This window comes from Pseudoalteromonas sp. XMcav1-K (genome assembly GCF_044005875.1).
In the GTDB taxonomy this organism is placed as follows: Bacteria; Pseudomonadota; Gammaproteobacteria; order Enterobacterales; family Alteromonadaceae; genus Pseudoalteromonas; species Pseudoalteromonas spongiae.
The window spans coordinates 83,896-102,087 of the sequence record NZ_JBIPJE010000047.1 but is presented as its reverse complement, the minus strand read 5'-3'; the positions used below and the strand labels follow the sequence as shown (position 1 = coordinate 102,087).

28 protein-coding genes are annotated in these 18,192 nt (G+C 40.8%); 13 read left to right on the top strand and 15 right to left on the bottom strand.

Going from position 1 to position 18,192, the window contains the following annotated elements; all coding sequences use genetic code 11:
• Positions 1–81: 81 nt before the first annotated feature.
• Complete coding sequence (sixA, locus tag ACHSBP_RS16270) at positions 82–567, top strand: phosphohistidine phosphatase SixA (protein ID WP_336434683.1); 486 nt, start codon at positions 82–84, stop codon at positions 565–567.
• Between the two features lie 46 nt (positions 568–613).
• Here sixA and smrB read toward each other — a convergent pair whose 3' ends face one another.
• A complete protein-coding gene (gene smrB / locus ACHSBP_RS16265; RefSeq protein WP_010560682.1) occupies positions 614–1,153 on the bottom strand; it encodes an endonuclease SmrB in 540 nt (179 codons plus the stop codon).
• A 93-nt stretch (positions 1,154–1,246) separates the two neighbouring features.
• On the opposite strand from smrB, the gene prmB reads away from it, so the two are divergent.
• The 5 genes from prmB to ACHSBP_RS16240 all read left to right on the top strand — a co-directional run bounded on the left by prmB (position 1,247) and on the right by ACHSBP_RS16240 (position 5,384).
• Positions 1,247–2,179: a 50S ribosomal protein L3 N(5)-glutamine methyltransferase gene (gene prmB / locus ACHSBP_RS16260; RefSeq protein WP_010560681.1), complete on the top strand. Its 933-nt coding sequence runs from the start codon at positions 1,247–1,249 to the stop codon at positions 2,177–2,179.
• A gap of 76 nt (positions 2,180–2,255) precedes the next feature.
• Positions 2,256–3,356: a chorismate synthase gene (gene aroC, locus ACHSBP_RS16255; protein ID WP_395389622.1), complete on the top strand. Its 1,101-nt coding sequence runs from the start codon at positions 2,256–2,258 to the stop codon at positions 3,354–3,356.
• Between the two features lie 86 nt (positions 3,357–3,442).
• Entirely contained in the window at positions 3,443–3,997 is a 555-nt protein-coding gene (locus ACHSBP_RS16250; RefSeq protein WP_395389621.1) for an elongation factor P hydroxylase, read from the top strand.
• Positions 3,981–5,108: an ATP-NAD kinase family protein gene (locus ACHSBP_RS16245; RefSeq protein ID WP_395389620.1), complete on the top strand. Its 1,128-nt coding sequence runs from the start codon at positions 3,981–3,983 to the stop codon at positions 5,106–5,108. Before ACHSBP_RS16250 ends, ACHSBP_RS16245 begins: the two co-directional genes overlap by 17 nt.
• Positions 5,109–5,384 (top strand): YfcL family protein, encoded by a 276-nt coding sequence (locus ACHSBP_RS16240; RefSeq protein ID WP_394226819.1) that lies wholly within the window; start codon positions 5,109–5,111, stop codon positions 5,382–5,384.
• Between the two features lie 79 nt (positions 5,385–5,463).
• Here the strand turns inward: ACHSBP_RS16240 and ACHSBP_RS16235 are convergent, their stop codons facing one another.
• From ACHSBP_RS16235 to ACHSBP_RS16225, 3 genes are all read right to left on the bottom strand, one after another.
• Positions 5,464–5,730: a GrxA family glutaredoxin gene (locus tag ACHSBP_RS16235; protein WP_010560676.1), complete on the bottom strand. Its 267-nt coding sequence runs from the start codon at positions 5,728–5,730 to the stop codon at positions 5,464–5,466.
• A 127-nt stretch (positions 5,731–5,857) separates the two neighbouring features.
• Positions 5,858–6,136 carry a peptidylprolyl isomerase PpiC gene (gene ppiC / locus ACHSBP_RS16230; protein ID WP_010560675.1) on the bottom strand — a complete coding sequence of 93 codons (279 nt, stop codon included), beginning with the start codon at positions 6,134–6,136 and terminating at the stop codon, positions 5,858–5,860.
• 57 nt (positions 6,137–6,193) lie between these two features.
• The gene (locus tag ACHSBP_RS16225) at positions 6,194–6,685 is read right to left on the bottom strand and encodes a TlpA family protein disulfide reductase (RefSeq protein ID WP_395389618.1); all 492 of its coding nucleotides are present in this window, start codon (positions 6,683–6,685) and stop codon (positions 6,194–6,196) included.
• Positions 6,686–6,904: 219 nt separating this feature from the next.
• Here ACHSBP_RS16225 and ACHSBP_RS16220 point away from each other — a divergent pair, with 219 nt between their 5' ends.
• Positions 6,905–7,354: an Hsp20 family protein gene (locus tag ACHSBP_RS16220; protein ID WP_010560673.1), complete on the top strand. Its 450-nt coding sequence runs from the start codon at positions 6,905–6,907 to the stop codon at positions 7,352–7,354.
• Positions 7,355–7,403: 49 nt separating this feature from the next.
• Here ACHSBP_RS16220 and ACHSBP_RS16215 read toward each other — a convergent pair whose 3' ends face one another.
• Genes ACHSBP_RS16215 through ACHSBP_RS16200 form a run of 4 tightly spaced genes read right to left on the bottom strand, consistent with a single transcriptional unit; the run spans position 7,404 to position 10,480 of the window.
• Positions 7,404–8,330 carry a biotin-dependent carboxyltransferase family protein gene (locus ACHSBP_RS16215; protein ID WP_395389616.1) on the bottom strand — a complete coding sequence of 309 codons (927 nt, stop codon included), beginning with the start codon at positions 8,328–8,330 and terminating at the stop codon, positions 7,404–7,406.
• The gene (pxpB, locus tag ACHSBP_RS16210) at positions 8,323–9,015 is read right to left on the bottom strand and encodes a 5-oxoprolinase subunit PxpB (protein ID WP_395389615.1); all 693 of its coding nucleotides are present in this window, start codon (positions 9,013–9,015) and stop codon (positions 8,323–8,325) included. Before pxpB ends, ACHSBP_RS16215 begins: the two co-directional genes overlap by 8 nt.
• Positions 9,008–9,742, bottom strand: a complete 735-nt coding sequence (locus ACHSBP_RS16205) for a 5-oxoprolinase subunit PxpA (RefSeq protein ID WP_395389614.1) — start codon at positions 9,740–9,742, stop codon at positions 9,008–9,010. The genes pxpB and ACHSBP_RS16205 overlap by 8 nt, the downstream gene beginning before the upstream one ends.
• A gap of 3 nt (positions 9,743–9,745) precedes the next feature.
• Entirely contained in the window at positions 9,746–10,480 is a 735-nt protein-coding gene (locus ACHSBP_RS16200) for a TrmH family RNA methyltransferase (protein WP_395389613.1), read from the bottom strand.
• 163 nt (positions 10,481–10,643) lie between these two features.
• Between ACHSBP_RS16200 and ACHSBP_RS16195 the strand changes: the two genes are divergently transcribed.
• Positions 10,644–10,964, top strand: a complete 321-nt coding sequence (locus ACHSBP_RS16195; protein WP_010560668.1) for a ComEA family DNA-binding protein — start codon at positions 10,644–10,646, stop codon at positions 10,962–10,964.
• 22 nt (positions 10,965–10,986) lie between these two features.
• Here the strand turns inward: ACHSBP_RS16195 and ACHSBP_RS16190 are convergent, their stop codons facing one another.
• Both ACHSBP_RS16190 and dsbB read right to left on the bottom strand, forming a co-directional pair.
• Positions 10,987–11,289, bottom strand: coding sequence for a DUF6170 family protein (locus ACHSBP_RS16190; protein ID WP_010560667.1), 303 nt, complete (start codon positions 11,287–11,289; stop codon positions 10,987–10,989).
• A gap of 1 nt (position 11,290) precedes the next feature.
• Positions 11,291–11,815, bottom strand: a complete 525-nt coding sequence (gene dsbB / locus ACHSBP_RS16185) for a disulfide bond formation protein DsbB (protein WP_395389612.1) — start codon at positions 11,813–11,815, stop codon at positions 11,291–11,293.
• Between the two features lie 270 nt (positions 11,816–12,085).
• Here dsbB and fadR point away from each other — a divergent pair, with 270 nt between their 5' ends.
• Together fadR and ACHSBP_RS16175 are read left to right on the top strand one after the other, a co-directional pair.
• A complete protein-coding gene (gene fadR, locus ACHSBP_RS16180; RefSeq protein ID WP_010560665.1) occupies positions 12,086–12,808 on the top strand; it encodes a fatty acid metabolism transcriptional regulator FadR in 723 nt (240 codons plus the stop codon).
• A 358-nt stretch (positions 12,809–13,166) separates the two neighbouring features.
• Positions 13,167–13,772: a peroxiredoxin C gene (locus ACHSBP_RS16175; RefSeq protein ID WP_010560664.1), complete on the top strand. Its 606-nt coding sequence runs from the start codon at positions 13,167–13,169 to the stop codon at positions 13,770–13,772.
• Positions 13,773–13,863: 91 nt separating this feature from the next.
• Here the strand turns inward: ACHSBP_RS16175 and ACHSBP_RS16170 are convergent, their stop codons facing one another.
• Positions 13,864–14,529 carry an OmpW family protein gene (locus tag ACHSBP_RS16170; protein ID WP_010560663.1) on the bottom strand — a complete coding sequence of 222 codons (666 nt, stop codon included), beginning with the start codon at positions 14,527–14,529 and terminating at the stop codon, positions 13,864–13,866.
• A 155-nt stretch (positions 14,530–14,684) separates the two neighbouring features.
• Between ACHSBP_RS16170 and ACHSBP_RS16165 the strand changes: the two genes are divergently transcribed.
• Complete coding sequence (locus ACHSBP_RS16165; RefSeq protein ID WP_395389611.1) at positions 14,685–15,602, top strand: 2-hydroxyacid dehydrogenase; 918 nt, start codon at positions 14,685–14,687, stop codon at positions 15,600–15,602.
• Positions 15,603–15,724: 122 nt separating this feature from the next.
• Entirely contained in the window at positions 15,725–15,859 is a 135-nt protein-coding gene (locus tag ACHSBP_RS16160) for a hypothetical protein (RefSeq protein WP_267890920.1), read from the top strand.
• Positions 15,860–15,873: 14 nt separating this feature from the next.
• On the opposite strand, the gene smrA is transcribed toward ACHSBP_RS16160, so the two are convergent.
• From smrA to ACHSBP_RS16145, 3 genes are all read right to left on the bottom strand, one after another.
• Entirely contained in the window at positions 15,874–16,449 is a 576-nt protein-coding gene (gene smrA, locus ACHSBP_RS16155; RefSeq protein WP_010560661.1) for a DNA endonuclease SmrA, read from the bottom strand.
• A gap of 50 nt (positions 16,450–16,499) precedes the next feature.
• Positions 16,500–16,739, bottom strand: a complete 240-nt coding sequence (locus ACHSBP_RS16150; protein ID WP_054978487.1) for a hypothetical protein — start codon at positions 16,737–16,739, stop codon at positions 16,500–16,502.
• A 94-nt stretch (positions 16,740–16,833) separates the two neighbouring features.
• Complete coding sequence (locus ACHSBP_RS16145) at positions 16,834–17,286, bottom strand: hypothetical protein (RefSeq protein WP_395389608.1); 453 nt, start codon at positions 17,284–17,286, stop codon at positions 16,834–16,836.
• 99 nt (positions 17,287–17,385) lie between these two features.
• Here ACHSBP_RS16145 and ACHSBP_RS16140 point away from each other — a divergent pair, with 99 nt between their 5' ends.
• Positions 17,386–17,766 (top strand): response regulator, encoded by a 381-nt coding sequence (locus ACHSBP_RS16140; RefSeq protein ID WP_010560658.1) that lies wholly within the window; start codon positions 17,386–17,388, stop codon positions 17,764–17,766.
• Positions 17,767–17,837: 71 nt separating this feature from the next.
• On the opposite strand, the gene rpsT is transcribed toward ACHSBP_RS16140, so the two are convergent.
• Positions 17,838–18,098: a 30S ribosomal protein S20 gene (gene rpsT / locus ACHSBP_RS16135; protein ID WP_010560657.1), complete on the bottom strand. Its 261-nt coding sequence runs from the start codon at positions 18,096–18,098 to the stop codon at positions 17,838–17,840.
• Between the last annotated feature and the right edge of the window lie 94 nt (positions 18,099–18,192).

The window sequence follows — 18,192 nt, the reverse complement described above, 5'->3', positions numbered from 1 at the left end:
ATAGCGGACATATCATAGATTTGGCTATAGCAAAGTCGTTATTTTTTGTAGTTTTACGGTTTTGCCTTATTGAGCATTGTTATGAAAAAAATTTTTATTATGCGTCATGGTCAAGCACAGTCTTTGACGGTAAATGACCAAAACAGAATGCTAACAGATATAGGTCGACTTGAAGTGGCCGCAATGGCGAGTAAATTACAGCAGGACTGTAAAATAGATGCTGTACTAACAAGTACTTACCTTCGTGCTTTGCAAACGGCCGAAATTGTTACGGCAAAACAAGAAAGCATTCGTTACCAAGACAGTTTTGACGACTTTATTCCAAGTGGTGATGCTGAAAACGCTGCAGAACTGATTAAAGCAATGATCAGTTACAAACCTAACTTAAATAACTGGATTTTGGTCGCTCATATGCCAATTGTCAGTTATATCGTTGAGCAATTTTGTCCTGATAATATGCCAATTTTTGCAACAGCGGCGGTCGCTGAAATTCATTATAATGAAGAGTCAGGTTTAGCTGAGTTAGTCGCCATGCATTTACCTGATGTTGGTGAAAAAGCTTCTTAAAACAAAAAATGATTCAGTTGAGTCATTTTTTATTAGCTGAAACACATTAGCGGAAAAACGGATCTTCTGGAATATCCACCAAAATCAGTAACGCGCCACGCCCACCATATTCAAGCGGCGCTTGATGAATTGCCAGCACATCAGGGTGCTGTACTAAATAATGCGGCACTTTGTGTTTTAATACGCGCTCACCCACACCAGTCACAATGCATGCGCAGCGTAAATGGCGCTTTTTACACGCACTGATAAGGCCTGCTAACTCCAGCTTTGCCGTTTCTTTATTCATGCCATGCATATCTAAAATAAGTTCAGGAGCAAAGTCACCACGGCGTAATTGTTTGGCTAAATAGCTATCCGCACCAGGCTTAACAAAGTTAACGGTACCTGATGTGTCTATGTCTGGAATATATTCATCCGAGAAATAAAATTCAGCATCGAGCTGTTTTACCTTAGTGTTGGTAGTTTGCTCCGGTGCTTTTTGCGCTTTTTTAAAATGAACAGTATCTTGGCTTATTTTTTTTGAGCCTGACATTTCACTGCGAAAAAGGGCAATGTCGTCATCGGAAAGTGAGTGATCTTTTTTCATGGCGCGATTGTAGCCAAAAATATGTAAAAAACATAGAGTATTGCGCCTTTAAACCGTTACAATAGTGCTTTTAAACACTAGTGAAACTTGATTATGGAACAGGCATTTTTAGATTCGGCAATGCAAACAGAAGCCGTTACAGAGCTTAATACAATTAATGATTGGTTACGTTGGACGACCAGTCAGTTTGCTGCGTCAGGTATTTTCTTTGGTCACGGTTCAGATAACCCGTGGGATGAAGCAGTACAATTAATTATGCCGGCATTGAGTTTACCGATTGATGCGCCAAAAGAGCTTGCAACCAGCAAACTGACCACGTCTGAAAAAGAAACGCTGGTGGCGTTAATTGCGGCGCGCATTAATGAACGTGTACCAGTTGCTTACTTAACCAATCAAGCTTATTTCGCAGGCCTACCGTTTTATGTTGATGAGCGCGTATTAGTGCCGCGTTCACCGTTTGCTGAGCTTATCAATAAAAAGTTTGATACTTGGCTAGACCCAGAACAAGAAGTTACCCGAATTTTAGATATGTGCACAGGTTCGGCATGTATTGCTATTGCACTGGCACAAGCGTTTGAAAATGCTGAAGTCGATGCGGTTGATATTTCGTTTGATGCATTAGAAGTAGCGGATATTAATATTTCTAATTACCAGTTAAACCATCGTGTTTTCCCAATTCAATCGGATGTGTTTTCGGGTGTGCCTGGCCAAAAATACGATTTAATCGTGGCAAATCCACCGTATGTTGATGCCGAAGACATGGGCGATTTGCCAGATGAATTCCATCATGAGCCTGAACTAGGCCTTGCCTCAGGTGAAGACGGCCTTGATGTTACTCGTACATTATTAAATGAAGCGGCAGAGCATCTAACTGATAACGGTTGGTTATTTGTTGAAGTGGGTAATTCTATGGTACATATGGAAGCGCTTTATCCTGGCGTGCCATTTGAATGGATTGAATTTAAACACGGCGGCTTAGGCGTGTTTGCAATTAATAAACAAGATTTAATTGCACATTTAGGATAGTCACTAAGTAAAAAACGCAGTTTGGCGGCACTGTATCTACCAACGCTGCCATTTGGGAATGAGGAAATGAGACGTTATGGCCGGAAATAGTATTGGTCAATTATTTAAGGTGAGTACCTTTGGCGAAAGCCATGGTATTGCACTGGGCGGGGTGGTCGATGGCTGCCCGCCGGGGTTGGAGATTTGTGAAGCTGACCTACAAATCGATTTAGACAGACGAAAGCCTGGGCAAAGTCGTTACACCACGCAGCGCCGCGAAGAAGATGCCGTTAAAATTTTATCAGGTATTTTTGAAGGTAAAACGACAGGCACGAGCATTGGCCTGCTTATCGAAAATGGCGATCAGCGCTCAAAAGATTATTCAAAAATTGCTGATGTGTATCGTCCAGGTCATGGTGATTATACTTACTGGCACAAATATGGCATTCGCGATTACCGTGGTGGCGGTCGCTCATCAGCACGCGAAACAGCCATTCGTGTTGCCGCAGGCGCAATTGCTAAAAAGTATTTAAAACAATTTCATGGTGTTGAAATTAATGCGTGTTTATCGCAACTTGGGCCAATTAAAGCAGAGCAATTTGATTGGTCTGTGGTTGAAGAAAACCCATTCTTTTTTCCCGATAGCACTAAGCTAGATGCGCTTGATGAATATATGCGCGCGCTGAAAAAAGAAGGTGATTCAATTGGTGCCAAAGTTACTGTGGTTGCGAAAAATGTACCTGTGGGATTAGGTGAGCCAGTGTTTGATCGTTTAGATGCTGAAATTGCTCATTCACTGATGAGCATCAACGCGGTAAAAGGCGTTGAAATTGGCGACGGTTTTGAAGTGATTGAGCAAAAAGGCTCAGAGCACCGCGACACCATCACTCCTGAAGGCTTTACCTCAAACCACGCAGGCGGTGTACTTGCGGGCATTTCAACAGGGCAAGATATTGTCGCATCTATTGCGCTTAAACCAACATCGAGCATTACAGTGCCAGGTAAAAGCATTAATACGCAAAACGAAGCGGTTGAGATGATCACCAAAGGTCGACATGATCCGTGTGTGGGTATTCGTGCAATTCCAATTGCCGAGGCTATGTTGGCAATTACCTTGATGGACCATTTATTGCGCCATCAAGGGCAAAACAAGCATGTGAATGTGCAGCCTGGCCCGATTCCAGGGCAAGCTGAATAATTACCGCAGATATTTAAAAAAGGGGCTATTTCAGCCCCTTTTTATTTTTGCTAAAATGCCAGCAATTTTTTGCTGTACCTATCGTTATGCATCGTTATCAAGATTTAATTACCATCTTTAATGGCTGTTTTGAGCGCACATTAAACACACGTTTAGTGAAAGGCGATGGCGAGCCGATTTATCTGCCAGCGGATGACAATACAGCATTTCATCGTATTGAATTTGCCCATGGCTATTATGCCAGTGGCTTGCATGAAGTGGCGCATTGGTTAGTAGCAGGTGAGGCTCGACGCTTATTAGAAGATTACGGTTACTGGTATTGCCCTGATGGGCGTGATGAAGCGCAGCAAGCTGAATTTGAAAAAGTGGAAGTGCACCCACAAGCCATAGAATGGGCGCTCAGTGTAGCAGCTGGCTTTAATTTTAATGTATCAGCAGATAACTTAAACGGCGCACAAACGTGTCGCTTTGCATTTCAGCGTAAGGTTTACAAAAAGGTATGTGAGTTACTTGAGAGCGGGTTTAATAAGCGTATGGAAACCTTAATCAAGGCGTTATGCGATTTTTATGACACACCATACCCGTTAACACGCGCACAATTTACTTGGCAGGATGAATTAATCAATGACGAAGCAGTTTAAACTAGGCCTTATTATTAACCCTGTTGCTGGTTTAGGTGGCAGTGTTGGCCTAAAAGGCAGTGATAATGTTACTGAAGAGGCGCTTGCCCTTGGTGCAGAGCCTAAATCGCATAAACGCACCCAAGCGGCACTTGAAGTGCTTTTGCCGTATAAAGAACAGATTCAAATATTTACCCCAAGTGGCAAAATGGGGCAAACCCTTGCTGAAGAAATGGGGTTTAGTACCGAGGTTGTATTGACGGTAGGTGAGAATACATCGCCTGCTGATACTGAGCTAACGGTTAAAACCTTAATTGAACAAGGCGTTGATTTAATTTTATTTGCTGGTGGTGATGGTACAGCGCGCAATGTGTGCAGTGCGGTTAGCGATAATACAACCGTACTCGGTATTCCTGCTGGTTGTAAAATTCACTCTGGCGTATATGCGATTACCCCCAAAGCAGCAGGGCGCGTTGTTGAAATGCTGATAAACGGCGAACTAGTTACGCTTTCAGATGCTGATGTAATGGATATTGATGAATCGGCATTTCGCGAAGGGGTTGTTAAAGCCAAACGCTATGGCGAAATGCAGGTGCCAAGCGAATTGCGCTATGTGCAAGCAGTAAAAAGTGGTGGCAAAGAAACGGATGAGTTAGTACTTGCTGACTTATCGGCCTATGTAGTGTCAGAAATGGAAGATGACGAATATTATGTAATGGGCTCTGGCTCTACCGTTGCTGCGATTATGGATGAAATGGGGCTTGAAAACACCTTACTCGGTGTCGATGTTGTGCTCGACCAAGACGTTATTGCCGCAGATTGCACCGCAAAGCAGTTAATTGATTTAACCAAGGGCAAACCGACTAAAATTGTGATCACCTTAATTGGTGGGCAAGGCCATATTTTTGGTCGAGGTAATCAGCAGCTTAGCCCTGAACTTATTCGTCAAGTAGGTAAAGAAAATATTATTGTGGTTGCAACTAAAAGTAAACTGCAAGCGCTGAATGGCCGTCCGCTTATTTGTGACACAGGCGACAGCGTGTTAGATGATGAACTATCAGGTTTTATAAAAGTGGTAACTGGATACAACGATCATGTGATGTATGCAGTGGGCCTTGAAGAGGAAAAATAAATGCAATTTTTAGCGTATGTTGATAAGGCCAATGAGTACTTTGACAAACTAATTGAAACAGCGACCGATGATGAGCTGTTTGCAAGTGGTTACTTACGTGGACACTTTGACTTGCAAGTAGGCTACGCGCAAGTTGAAGGTGATGATTTAAGCTGCGAAGAGTTAAATGAAAAAATCGAAAAGTCACTGGTTAAAGCATATCGCAATGGTGAACTAACTGATGAAGACCGCGACCATGTGGTAGCGATTTGGGAAAAAGTAAAAGAGCTTGTTTAAGCTTTTAGAGCATTTTCAATATCAAAAAAAGCAGCCAATGGCTGCTTTTTTAATTTTTAAACACATAATTGAATTGGTATTACTCAGCGTATAAGCCTAAGTGCTCTTTTGCGTATGCTTCAAAATCAGTGAAGCCGCCAATGTGTTTTTGATCTAAAAAGATTTGAGGTACTGTTTCACATGGCTTGCCAGCTGATTTTTCTAAATCCGCTTTTGATACGCCTTCTTTAATAATATCTACGTAACGGAATTTAAAATCATCACGCTCCTGGGTCAAACGCTCTGCTAGTTCTTTTGCACGAACACAAAATGGGCAGCCATCACGGCCAAAAATTACTGTAAACATTATTCTTTCCTCTTTAAATTTAATAAGCCCATTGTGTCAGCGAAAAACGTATTTGTGAAATTGATTAACTCAATCGCATCATTCGCAAATAACGATGGGTAGTTTTAAATAAACTATTTTTAGAGAATTAAGTGCGGTATACCGTTTTAATTAGGTGATAACCAAATTTGGTTTTTACAGGGCCGTGCACTTCAAATAATGGCTTTTTAAAAACCACATCATCAAATGCTTTTACCATATCGCCTTTATTAAACTCGCCCAAATCGCCACCGCGCTTGCGCGACGGGCAGGTTGAATGTTGTTTTGCAAGCTTGTTAAAGTCAGCTCCTTTTTTAAGCTTCTCTTTTAATTCTAAACAAAGTTTTTCAGTATTAACTAATATGTGATAAGCGCATGCTTTAGGCATTGGATTCTCGAATGCAAATTAAGATACGCGTATTTTAATGGCTTATGGCTATTTTGTCTAAAAGCTGCGAGCTCTTAGGCCTAATTCTGTGGAGTAACCCATCGACTTGGCAATAATTTTTAAATCTTCTGAAATCACATAATAAGTGGGAAACGCAGCAATTTTATAATTGCTAGCGGTGTGGCTATCGGCTAATAACACTGGCATGCTGAGGGATAGTTCATCTACAAATGCTTCAACCTGTTGTTTGCTCTCATAGTCAGCGGCAATGGCTATGGCATTGATACTGCCATTTTTAGCCAGCTTATCGAGGTTTGGCATGCTGAGTTTGCATACGGTGCACCAAGGGGCAAAAAAATAAACCACAGTTTGTTGGTTTTGTAACGATTTAATGGATACTCGCTCGCCGGTTTCTAGTGTTTCTAAATTAAAATAGGGTGCTGGTTGGTCGTTACTGAGTAAGTTTCGCTGCTGAAAAGTGGTGATTACGAAAAAAATCACAGAAAAAAATAAAATATTTGAAATGATGCTTTTTATTTTTAATTTCATAGGGTTGAAGTGTTCTCTAAAGATGAAGTTTAGGTGGTTAATTAAAAAAATTTAAATTAATACCTTGAAAAAGAATTTAGCCACCACATATCTAGTTATGAAGACGCCATAAGGGTTTTCTACTCAGGTAACAATTTGAATTTCCTGACTTTATTTAAGACTTGTCCGCTTTAGGAGAGTCGTTTTTAAGACAATTATCGCTTTATGAGGATATATACTATGCGTAATTTAGATCTATCTCCACTTTATCGTTCTTTCATCGGTTTTGATCACTTAGCTCAAATGATGGATAACGCAAGCCGCAATACCAAACAATCAAATTTTCCACCTTACAATATTGAGCTTTTAGGTGAAAATGACTATCAAATCACCATGGCTGTTGCAGGCTTTTTAGAATCTGAGTTAACCATTGAAACAGAGAAAAACACGCTAAAAGTATCAGGCGTGAAAGCAGAAAAAGAGTCGCAAGCTGAGCGTAAATTTATTCACCAAGGCATTGCTGAGCGAAACTTTGAGCACAAATTCCAGTTAGGTGATCATGTTAAAGTTGTTGGCGCAAATTTAGAAAACGGTTTATTGAACATTACTTTGCTTCGTGAAATTCCAGAAGCGCATAAACCACGTAAAATTGCGATTAACTCAACGCAAGAGTTACTTGAAGAAGCATAAACTTTAAAACAGATTTCCCAACCACAAAAAGCGTCGTAAGGCGCTTTTTTTAGTTTAAGGTGTCGAGCGCGCGCTGTAATTTGACTTGGGCGAGGTGATTAAGGTTTTGCGCTTTTTCAATACTAATTGCATTAAACGCCACTTCATCACCCGCGCGCTTTTGTAACAATCTTGCACAATCTAATGCAGTGACTGAACCTAGTTTCGGATAGCCGCCAATGGTTTGGCGATCATTTAAAAGTACGATGGGTTGACCATCGGCAGGGACTTGAATGGCACCTAGGTTAATGCCTTCAGAAAAGCGTGCACCGGCTGGGCTTTCTAACGCTGCGCCTTGTAAACGATAACCCATGCGGTCACTTTGCCCAGTTACGGTATAACTTGAACTTAAAAAGCGGTTTATATCAGCCGCTGAAAATTCATGATGTTGCAGTGCAAGCACCATATTAAGCGGTGTGTTTTGGCAATAATCAGGTATTAAATTAGCAGGCAGAACCTTTTGCTTTGTAAAACGAGGTGCTTGCTGTTTTATCAGTGTGTTAGCTTCAATTTTGCAGCCAAGTCCTTCACGCATGACAGTACTAACACTTGTAAAATGGGACTGCGCCTTGATACCCCCTGAGATTGCAAGCGTGTGCCGCAAGCCAGTGTGGGGCGTTGCAATTTCAATTACATCGCCACGTGCTACTTGAATACTTTGCCAAAGCGCTTGGCTTTTATTGTTAATCGTAAACCCGACATTTAGCCCTGTGAGTGCAATTGTTATTGGTGCTAGTACTTCCGCACGAAAGCCGCCTAGCGTTAACTCAAGTGCTGGGCTATTAATTGGGTTGCCGACAAGGGCATTAGCAATTTTAAAGGCGTAAGCATCGTGACAACCACCGGTGGTAAGGCCTAAATGGTTTTGCCCGAACCGCCCCAAATCTTGCACGCAGCAATAGAGCCCAGGATTTATCACTTTGAGTACGCTAGTCAATGTGACCTCCTAAGCGAATAAATTCGTTTCGCTCAATCGGCATAAACTTTACGTTATCACCAATATTAAAAGGCAAAGGTGGGGTATTTGCAGCATCAAATAGTGAAACAGGGCAGTTGCCAATAAGGTTCCACCCCCCTGGAGAAGCGGCTGGATAAACCGCAGTTTGCCTATCTGCGATGGCGATTGAACCCTTGGCTACTTTTTTACGAGGAGTCGCAAGGCGAGGAGTGGCAAGTATTGGGTTTACTTCACCTAAAAACGCAAAACCAGGAGCAAAACCAATGGCAAATACACTGTAAATTTGCTCGCTGTGGAATTTGATAATATCGCATAGAGTCAGATTTTTTGCTTTTGCCATGGTGTTTAGATCAGCGCCAACTTCGCTATGGTAATAGGCGGGTAACTCGATTTGCTTTACTGAAAATGCAATATCGTTTGGCTGGGTAAGTATGGTTTTAATTTTTTGCTTTATTGAGAAGTGATCAATACTAAGGCTTTGATAAGTAACTAATGCACTGGTGTAGGAAATGGTCACATCAACAATTAATTCACCCAGTGACGCTTTTAAAGCGTGTGAAAAGGCCGCGAGCTTTTGCGTTTGCTCACTTGAAATAGTGTCACTAAAATAAACTAAAACCGCATGTTCACTGGCATCAAAAATGCGGTAGCTAGGGTTACTCATTGCTACCAATAATCTGTTTGATTTTTGCTATTTGAGCAACCGCACTAGGATTATCACCGTGTACACATAGCGAGTCGCATTGTAGTGTTAACTTACTGCCATCACGGGTGGTGATCGTACCAAATTGCTTTAACTCACTCACTTGCTCAAGTAACTTGGTTTCATTGTGCACAGCACCTGCAAGATTGCGTGATACCAACGAGCCATCTGGGTTGTATTGCCTATCAGCGAAGACTTCAAACAGTAATTCAATGCCGGCTTTCTGTGTGATTTGAATTGCTTGGCTGTTATCAACTCTACTTAGCACCATTAACTTTAGCTCACAGGGGTAACTTGCGATTGCCTGTGCAATGGTGGTAAGCAATTCAGAGTTTGCCATCATATCGTTATAAAGTGCGCCGTGCGGCTTTACATAGCTAAGGCTAAGGCCTTGTACTTTTGCCATGCCTTCAAGCGTTGCGATTTGAAAGTGCAACAAATTGGTCAGCTCGGTAGTTGATAGTTGCATGGTGCGCCTGCCGAAACCTTGCCTGTCTGGGTAACTTGGGTGTGCACCAATCTCAACATTATGCATTTTCGCTAGACTCAGTGTATGCGCCATTACATTTGGATCACTGGCGTGAAAGCCACAAGCAATGTTTGCCATATCAATTACTGCCATGGCTTGCTCATCACAACCTAATGTATATTGACCAAAACTTTCACCTAAATCGCAATTGAGCTTCATGGTTTATCCTTGGCAGCGTTTTATATTATCGAGAATAATGCCGCTTGCCATAGCAACATTAAGTGATTCAGCCTGACCAAACGCAGGAATGGTTATTTTTTTGCTAATCGCACTGGCAATATGCTCGCGAATACCGTGTGATTCGCTGCCCATCACTAAAATTAAGTCGCTTTCAAACTGGGTTGCGTGAATGTTTTCGCCGCCTAAGTAGGCGCCATAGACAGGTCGAGTTTGCTTACTAAAGTAGTCAGTTAATTCAGTTTGAATAATATTGACGCGGGTAAAGCTTCCCATCGTTGCGCTGATCACTTTTGGATTATACGGATCTGCACAGTCGGGGCTTAAAATCAGTTCATTAATGCCATACCAGTCGGCCACGCGAATAATGGTGCCTAAATTACCTGGATCGGCAACACCATCAAGTACAATGGAAATACCTTGGCTATTTGGCTCACTTTGTTTCGGCGTTTCAACAATCGCAATGGCAGCATTATTACTAACTAGTGTACTTGCCTTAGCAAGTTCCTCTTCATCGCAAGTGATAATGTTAATGCCAGTTAATTGTGATGCGTGCTTTTCGCAAAAAATTTGGGTAGCAAAAAGTTGTTCAATGACTAAATTGCTGTCGAGTAATTCGAGTACGTTTTTTTCACCTTGCACTAAAAATAAATTTTGTAACTTGCGCTGCTTTTTTTGAGATAACGCACGTAATTGTTTTAGCTGGTTTTTAGAGATCATAATGTACCCTTCTTAATTCTTCCAAAATTATATCACTCATCGCTTTAGGCGGAAGGGTTTTGACAACAAGAATTTTTAACCTATACCTAAAAGTGTAAGGCAAATGCTTTATATACTCACAATTCGTTCAAATGGTTTGAACCTCAACGCAAAGGAGCGCGTAATGAAATTACTTTCACTGCCAGTACTTGGCGCATTATTATTAGGTATTACTTCAATCACTTTTTCTGTGAACGCAGAGTCACAAGCGACAAAACCGACAAAGAGCAACGTTGAAGAGGTTGTTAAGTTAGAGCTCGTCAATGTAAATACGGCGAATGCAGAGCAGTTAGCTACCTTGCCCGGTATTGGCGAATCGCGAGCGCTTAGAATTATTAACTATCGTGAGCAGAATGGAAAAATAAAATCCCTTGAGGAATTGAATGAAATTAAGGGATTTGGTGAAAGGTCAATCGCCAAACTGAAAGGTAGAGTAACGTTTTAATTAAAAAGGGGCGTTTGCCCCTTTATTTATTATTGTTTTCGAACTCAGCTCGCGCCTCTTTAAGCAGCGGTTTAATAAACATTAGTGTGAGTGGTGTAGTTATAAGTGGATAGCACAAACCCACTATTAGTAAGTATAAAAGCAACCACCAAGATTCAATATTTGCTAACAGCAAAAATATGGGTGTTAAACACGCTATTTTTACTACATTGAGTGTAATTTTTTTGCTGGCCGGCAAGTTCGCCACGGCTAAGTGAATAACTTCTTGTCGTTGTCGAACTGATAAACCATCTAATTCAGGAATGTTTTTTGTTGAGAAATACATATTAAATCTTTTTAGCGAAAACCAAACGCGTAATTAACACAACAAACAATACCGCACTGGCAATAGCAAAGATCACTTGCATCCAACCTGGCATACTCAAGCCAAGAAATTGCCAGCTGATATTTCCGCAATCACCGGTTACTTCAAAAAACCATGGCATCCACTGGTGCAGCGGTAAAAACTCAGGGAAGTTCGGCTCAAATGCACAACCTGCAAAAGCAAAAGGGTCGGTATTATTTTGCATAGCGATATGTTCGGCAGCAATTAAGTAACCCCAAAGTGCTGAAATAGCCCAAAGCGTAAATCCGATAACACGAGCAAAGACATTTTGCGGTTTAATCGCACCTGCAATACCTGCAAACAATAGCCCCAGCATCGCAGTACGTTGATAAATGCACATTACGCATGGCCCTAAATCCATTGCGTATTGGAAGAAAAGTGCAGCACCTTCTAGGACAAGAGCGATGCCCGCTAATAGAAGCCAAGGTAAGCGTTGTTCCGGCAAGTGAGCAAGTTTTGAAAACATAGGCGATACTAAAATTCGTTGATAATGGGGCACACTATAAAAAAAACGTCACTGCTTCGCACGAATTTTCGATGGAATTTTGTAAAACGGCGTAAATACCAAGGTTTGCGTGATTTTTGTATTGTGAAATGCGTTACAAACATTAACAGAGCTTTGGTAAAAACAGTTTACAGACTATTTTATCTTATGCATTTATTTGCTTGTGCAAACAATCGCATCTGGTACAATCAGTTTGATTAAAAAAGCATTACAAGAACGACTGGACACTTCATGAGAATTTTTAAAGCCAAAAGCCCTGCGGGATTTGCTGAGGAATACATAGTTGAATCGATTTGGAACGGCGAATTTGCGCCAGGTTCAATTTTACCAGCAGAGCGTGAGCTTTCAGAGCTTATAGGTGTAACACGTACAACTTTACGTGAAGTGCTACAGCGTTTGGCGCGCGACGGCTGGTTGACTATTCAACACGGTAAGCCAACGCGTGTTAATAATTATTGGGAAACGTCGGGTCTTAATATTCTAGAAACGCTCGCTAAATTAGACTCAACTAAAGTACCCGAACTAATTGACCAGTTGCTTTCAGCGCGTACCAATATCAGTGCTATTTATACGCGTTCAGCGATTAAAACAAATCCTGATAAAGTAATCGAAACCTTGTCTCGTGCTGATGATTTAGCCGACACAGCTGAAGCGTTTGCAGATTACGACTACCGCATGCATCACGAACTTGCATTTGCCTGTGGTAACCCAATTTACGTATTAACGTTAAATGGTTTCAAAGGTTTTTACGCACGCATTGCGCGTCATTACTTTGCCGATGAGCGTACGCGAAAGTTAGCACTTAAGTTTTTTGCAGAATTAAAAGCACTAGCAGAGCAAGACAAGTTTGATGAGTCTATTTTCTTAGTGCGTAAATATGGTCTAGAGTCAGGCGCATTATGGCAAGAAATTAGAGAAACTATGCCTGAAGATATTATGGAGCAAGATGCGTAATTAACTGCGCGCTTACCCAACGAAAGCCAGCACAATTGCTGGCTTTTTTGTTTTTATTGCTGAAATAGCAAGGTAGGTGAAACCTCTTACCTACCGTAAGAAAAGTGTCGTGCAAAAACAACAATGATTGATAAGCTAGAACGCACAATTGTGTGATTTCTATCATAATCGTTTTTATCGAACGGCCTTATCGTTTTAATTGATTATCTTTAACTACATCGATTCGTTAAACTTTCTGCAGTATAAAAATAAAAGCCAAGCCCTCTTGGTTTTTTTTATTTTGGCATTATATTTATTGCCAGAGATGATGATTAATCATCAAAACTGGATATTTCATTATAAATAATTGGAGAAAATAATGGGCGTATTAGTAGGCCGCAAGGCACCAGACTTTACAGCTGCAGCAGTTCTAGGTAACGGCGAAATCGTAGATAGCTACAACTTACACGAAGCAATCAAAGGTAAAAAAGCAGTTGTTTTCTTTTACCCATTAGACTTTACATTCGTATGTCCTTCAGAGCTAATCGCTTTCGACAAGCGTTTTGAAGAATTCCAAAAGCGTGGCGTAGAAGTAATCGGTGTTTCTATCGATTCACAATTCTCACACAACGCATGGCGTAACACGCCAGTTAACGAAGGCGGTATTGGTCCAGTTAAATACGCACTAGTTGCTGACGTTAAACACGAAATCTGTCAAGCATACGACGTTGAGCACCCAGAAGCTGGCGTTGCTTTCCGTGGTTCTTTCCTTATCGATGAAGAAGGTAACGTACGTCACCAAGTAGTTAACGACTTACCACTAGGTCGTAACATCGACGAAATGCTTCGCATGGTTGACGCACTAGCATTCCACTCAGAGCACGGTGAAGTATGTCCTGCTGGTTGGGAAGAAGGTAAAAAAGGTATGGACGCAAGTCCAGCTGGCGTTGCTGCATTCCTTTCTGAAAACGAAGGCGACCTATAAGTCTTTTTTCGTTAAAAGCTGCATTTTAGCAGCTTTTAAAAGATATAAAAAATCCGGCAATTGCCGGATTTTTTTATGGTTTAATTTCTAATTAGAACTTGTATTTAGCACCTAACATAAATACAAATGGGTCGATTGCAACGTCTGACGTTAATACCTTGTTGCCACCTGCAAATACTTCAGCATCTGTATCGATGTCGATGTAAGAAGCCATTGCGTGAATACCCCACTTTTCATTGATCATGTAGTTTGCACCTACTTGACCTGCTAAACCAAATGAGTTTGATAGCTCAAGTTTAACATCATCAGTACCTAATACTGCTTTTAGGTCTGCACCCGCTTCGCTGTCAAAGAAGATTGTGTAGTTAACACCAGCACCTACGAATGCACGGAATTTGTCACCAGCGCTACCGAAGTGGTATTGTGCAAACAGTGATGGTGGTAAGTGTTTAGTTGAACCAATGCTTGCGCCGCCGATAGCTAAATCACCAATTTTACCTTCACCAGAAATATCGTGGCTAAATGGTGTTGCTGCTACTAACTCTACTACCCAGTTATCGTTAATTGCATAGTCAAATGTAATACCTAGCTGGGTGTTGCTGTCTACTGAAACGCCCGCTGTTGGGATTTCATTTAAGTAGCTTGTACCGCTGTCAGGGTTTACGTTGATTGCACCTACGTTAACGCTTAGTTTTGCCATTGCTGGTGCTGCGATTAAACCTGAAGTTAGTAATGCTGTAGTTAGTAATTTTTTCATCGATAATCTCCCGAATCATCTTTTGTTTTGATGTGGCTATTATCGGTAGCTAGAAAAATTAAAAGCTGTTCTAGATCAAGTTTTGATAGTCAAATACGGTCTATCCACATTAGAATTTGATTTAGATTAAGTTTTTGACAGCCTAGAGTTCGTTTATGAGTATTTTATTAGTAATCCCCAACCGCAAGCTCGATAAACTCATCGAAAAATTTCAAAGTATATTGCCTGACGTTAAAATTCAGGTGTGGCCAGAAGTGAGTGATGCACTCGCGGTTGAATACATTGTTGCATGGCAACCACCGAAAGGATCGTTAGCACCGTTTGTTAATTGTAAGGCGATTGCGTCGTTTGGTGCTGGCGTAGACAGTTTATTGCAATACGATGGTTTACCCAATGTGCCAATTACCCGTATTGTTGATGATAACTTAGCGAGTGATATGAGCCGTTACGTACTCACGCATATTTTAGCGTATCAACATCGAGTTGAATTATACGTTAAGCAGCAACAAGAAAAACTGTGGAAGCCAAAACGCGTAAGAGTGGGCAACAAAGTAACAGTTCTAGGCGCAGGGCAGCTAGGTACTGCCAGCGCAAATTTACTGCAACTAAATGGCTTTGATGTCAGTGTTTGGTCACGCACCGCTAAATCACTAGAGGGCATTACTAGTTATGCGCAAGATGATTTAGCACGAGCGGTAAGTGATGCCGACTATATTGTGTGCTTATTGCCATCAACTAAACATACCCACAATATGATTGATCATGCGTTTTTGTCAAAAACCAAAAAAGGTGTGGTGATTATTAATGTTGCACGTGGCGAAATAATCGATGAGCAAAGCCTATTAGCGAATCTCGATTCAGGTCAGGTAGCGCATGCAATTTTGGATGTGTTTAGTATTGAACCTTTGCCGCAAACACATGCATTTTGGCAGCATAGCGCCATAACTATTACCCCTCATTGCTCGGCGCTTAGCAATGTTGATACAGTGACACGTCAGTTGTGTGATAACTATTTGAGATTAAAAGCGGGCCAAGCGCTTGTGAACACCGTAGACTGTGACTTAGGTTATTAAACTACTGGTTGTAAAACCAGCGTTTTAATGGGTTGTTAAAATTTGTAAATTGTTTAGAATGATTCTCCAGTACAGTTTATGTACTAGAACAATAATAAAAAAACAAAATTATTGGGGGAGTTATGCACCGCGCAATGGCAAAAGGGATCAAATTAAGCTCAGTCGCTTTATTGGTTGCTTTTTTAGGAGTGAGTGCTTGGTTCACTCAGGCTGATGAAGCCGTAAACCAAAATACAGTAGTAACAAATGCAGAATAAGGCTCAATAGAGCCTTATTTTTTTGCGTGAATTTCTTTGTTTGCAAGTTTTGCTTGTTCGTTTTTACTCAACAATACGTAAACTGCGCCATAGCCACCATGATGGGTTTGCGCGCTATGAAAGCCAAGTACAAACGGGAAATGCACAAGCCACGCATTTACATGACTTTTTAATTTAGCTGGTTGTTCGCTATTTTCTTTGCCAACACCGTGTTTAATAAGCACAACACGTATGTTGCGGCGATGACAATCAGACAACTCTTGTATTAACTTATCCTGTGCTTCTTTGATGGAGTGGCCCTGCAGCTCAATTTTGCCATCGATATCATATTTGGCAAGTCGCAAGTTTTTAAATACGCCAGCCTGAAGGCCTGAAGATTTGTAGCTAATGTAATCGTCGGGTTCAACGTATTCAACAGTTGCACTACTCAATGCATCATTTAGTAAGCTTATTTGCTTTGAGCTTTGTTGCTTGTAGAAATTACTTAGCGCGTTCTTGGCGTTAGAGGTTGGGGTTGAAACCGCGTCTTGTTTGAGTGGCGTTACATCAGCCATTTGCTGTAAAAAAAGGTCAGAATCGGAATGTGACATGATATGGCCCCAAATGGTTACGAAATCATGTCACTATTGTATCGTTATGCTTAATTCTGTTCTAGTTGATACTGGGTATAAACTTTAAATAGATAAAACGCATTAATCAGAATAAGCGTGATATTTGACAAATGCTGTTGTGGCGCAGTATTCATACTTTGCATAACAAAAAGTGCAACTAATGAAATTGCGGCAAATAGCTTGATAACCTTAGTATTACTAATAAAAAATGCACCAATACATAAAGCGACAATTGTTAGGTTTGTTGATAAAAAAATTAAGTTTTCCACTTTGGTGCCTCCGATAATACTAAGTGGCGCGAATTATCGGAGCATTCTAGTTTTTGTTCAAACGAGAAAATCTACAATTTTAGAATAAAAAAAACTAATCTGAAAAAAAGCTCAAGATCACAGAAATAAAACCTTCCTGCTTAACTACTTGATACTTATGACAACCTACATTTTGATTAATGTTATCGCATAAAAAGATCTTTCCTTGCTCGATTTCGCCTGCAAGGGTGAGGTCGGAATCAAAAATGGTTGCTGGTAGACCCAAAAAGCCAGGCCAATAGATACTCGTACCCACTACATTAAGCTTTTGGTACGAGATTAATTGTGGTTTGGGAATAATTAAAACGGCTAGGGCAATAAAGGCTAAACTTAACCATAAGCCTTTTTTTGGCTTAGCTTCTACCTTAGCTGCTACTTTTTTTTGTGCGGCTTGAATTTCAGCCTGCGAAGGGCTTTGAGCTGGTTGTTTTTTTGTGGCTCTTTGTTTAACTTTTTTTTTGCTGGCTGAGTCGCCCATCAGCGACTGGCGCTTAATTTTAATAGACATATGTATAATTTCGTTTGACAATAGTGTCATTAATTTGTGATCTGAATTATAAGTATATAAGTTTAACATTATAATTCATTAATAAATACGGGACGATTTATGAGTGGTGAGCACGCTATTTTAATAGTAGATGATGTAGGGACAGTGAGAAACTTTCTTCACCAAACTTTGATTCATTTTGGTTTAGCAAACATAGACGAAGCATCAACTGCACAAGCGTGTTTGGAACAGATTAAAAACCATCAGTACGACGTGATTTTTTTAGATATTGAATTGCCAGATGGCGACGGTAAAGAGCTGATCAAATCAATTAACGAGATTTCACCTGAGGCAAATGTGGTTATGGTTTCGGCGCACTCGACGGTTGAAAACGTTAAGGACGCGATTGAACGTGGTGCAAAAGGGTTTGTGGTAAAGCCATTTTCACCAAAAAAGATAGCAGGTATTTTGAAGAAGCTACTGCCTGAGTTGGCAATCTAGTTGCGATACAAATTTTAGACATAAAAAAACCGGTGTTAACCGGTTTTTTTATTTGCAAAATAAAGTACTAATTAAAGTGCTTTAATTTTTGCAGCAAGACGGCTCTTGTGACGAGCTGCTTTGTTCTTGTGAATTAGACCTTTAGTTGCGTAACGGTCTAAAACTGGAACTACTTTTTCGAAAGCTGCTTGTGCGCCTTCTTTGTTACCCGCTTCGATTTCAGCAACTACTTTCTTGAAGAAAGTACGCATCATTGAACGACGGCTTGCGTTGTGCTGACGACGCTTTTCGCTCGTAATAGCACGTTTTTTTGCAGACTTGATGTTAGCCAAGGTTTGCTCCTAACAATCTTAAAATAAGCTTAATTTAAAGGCCGAGGAATATGCCAACATTAAGAGCAAAAGTCAATGACTTTTGTACTTTAGT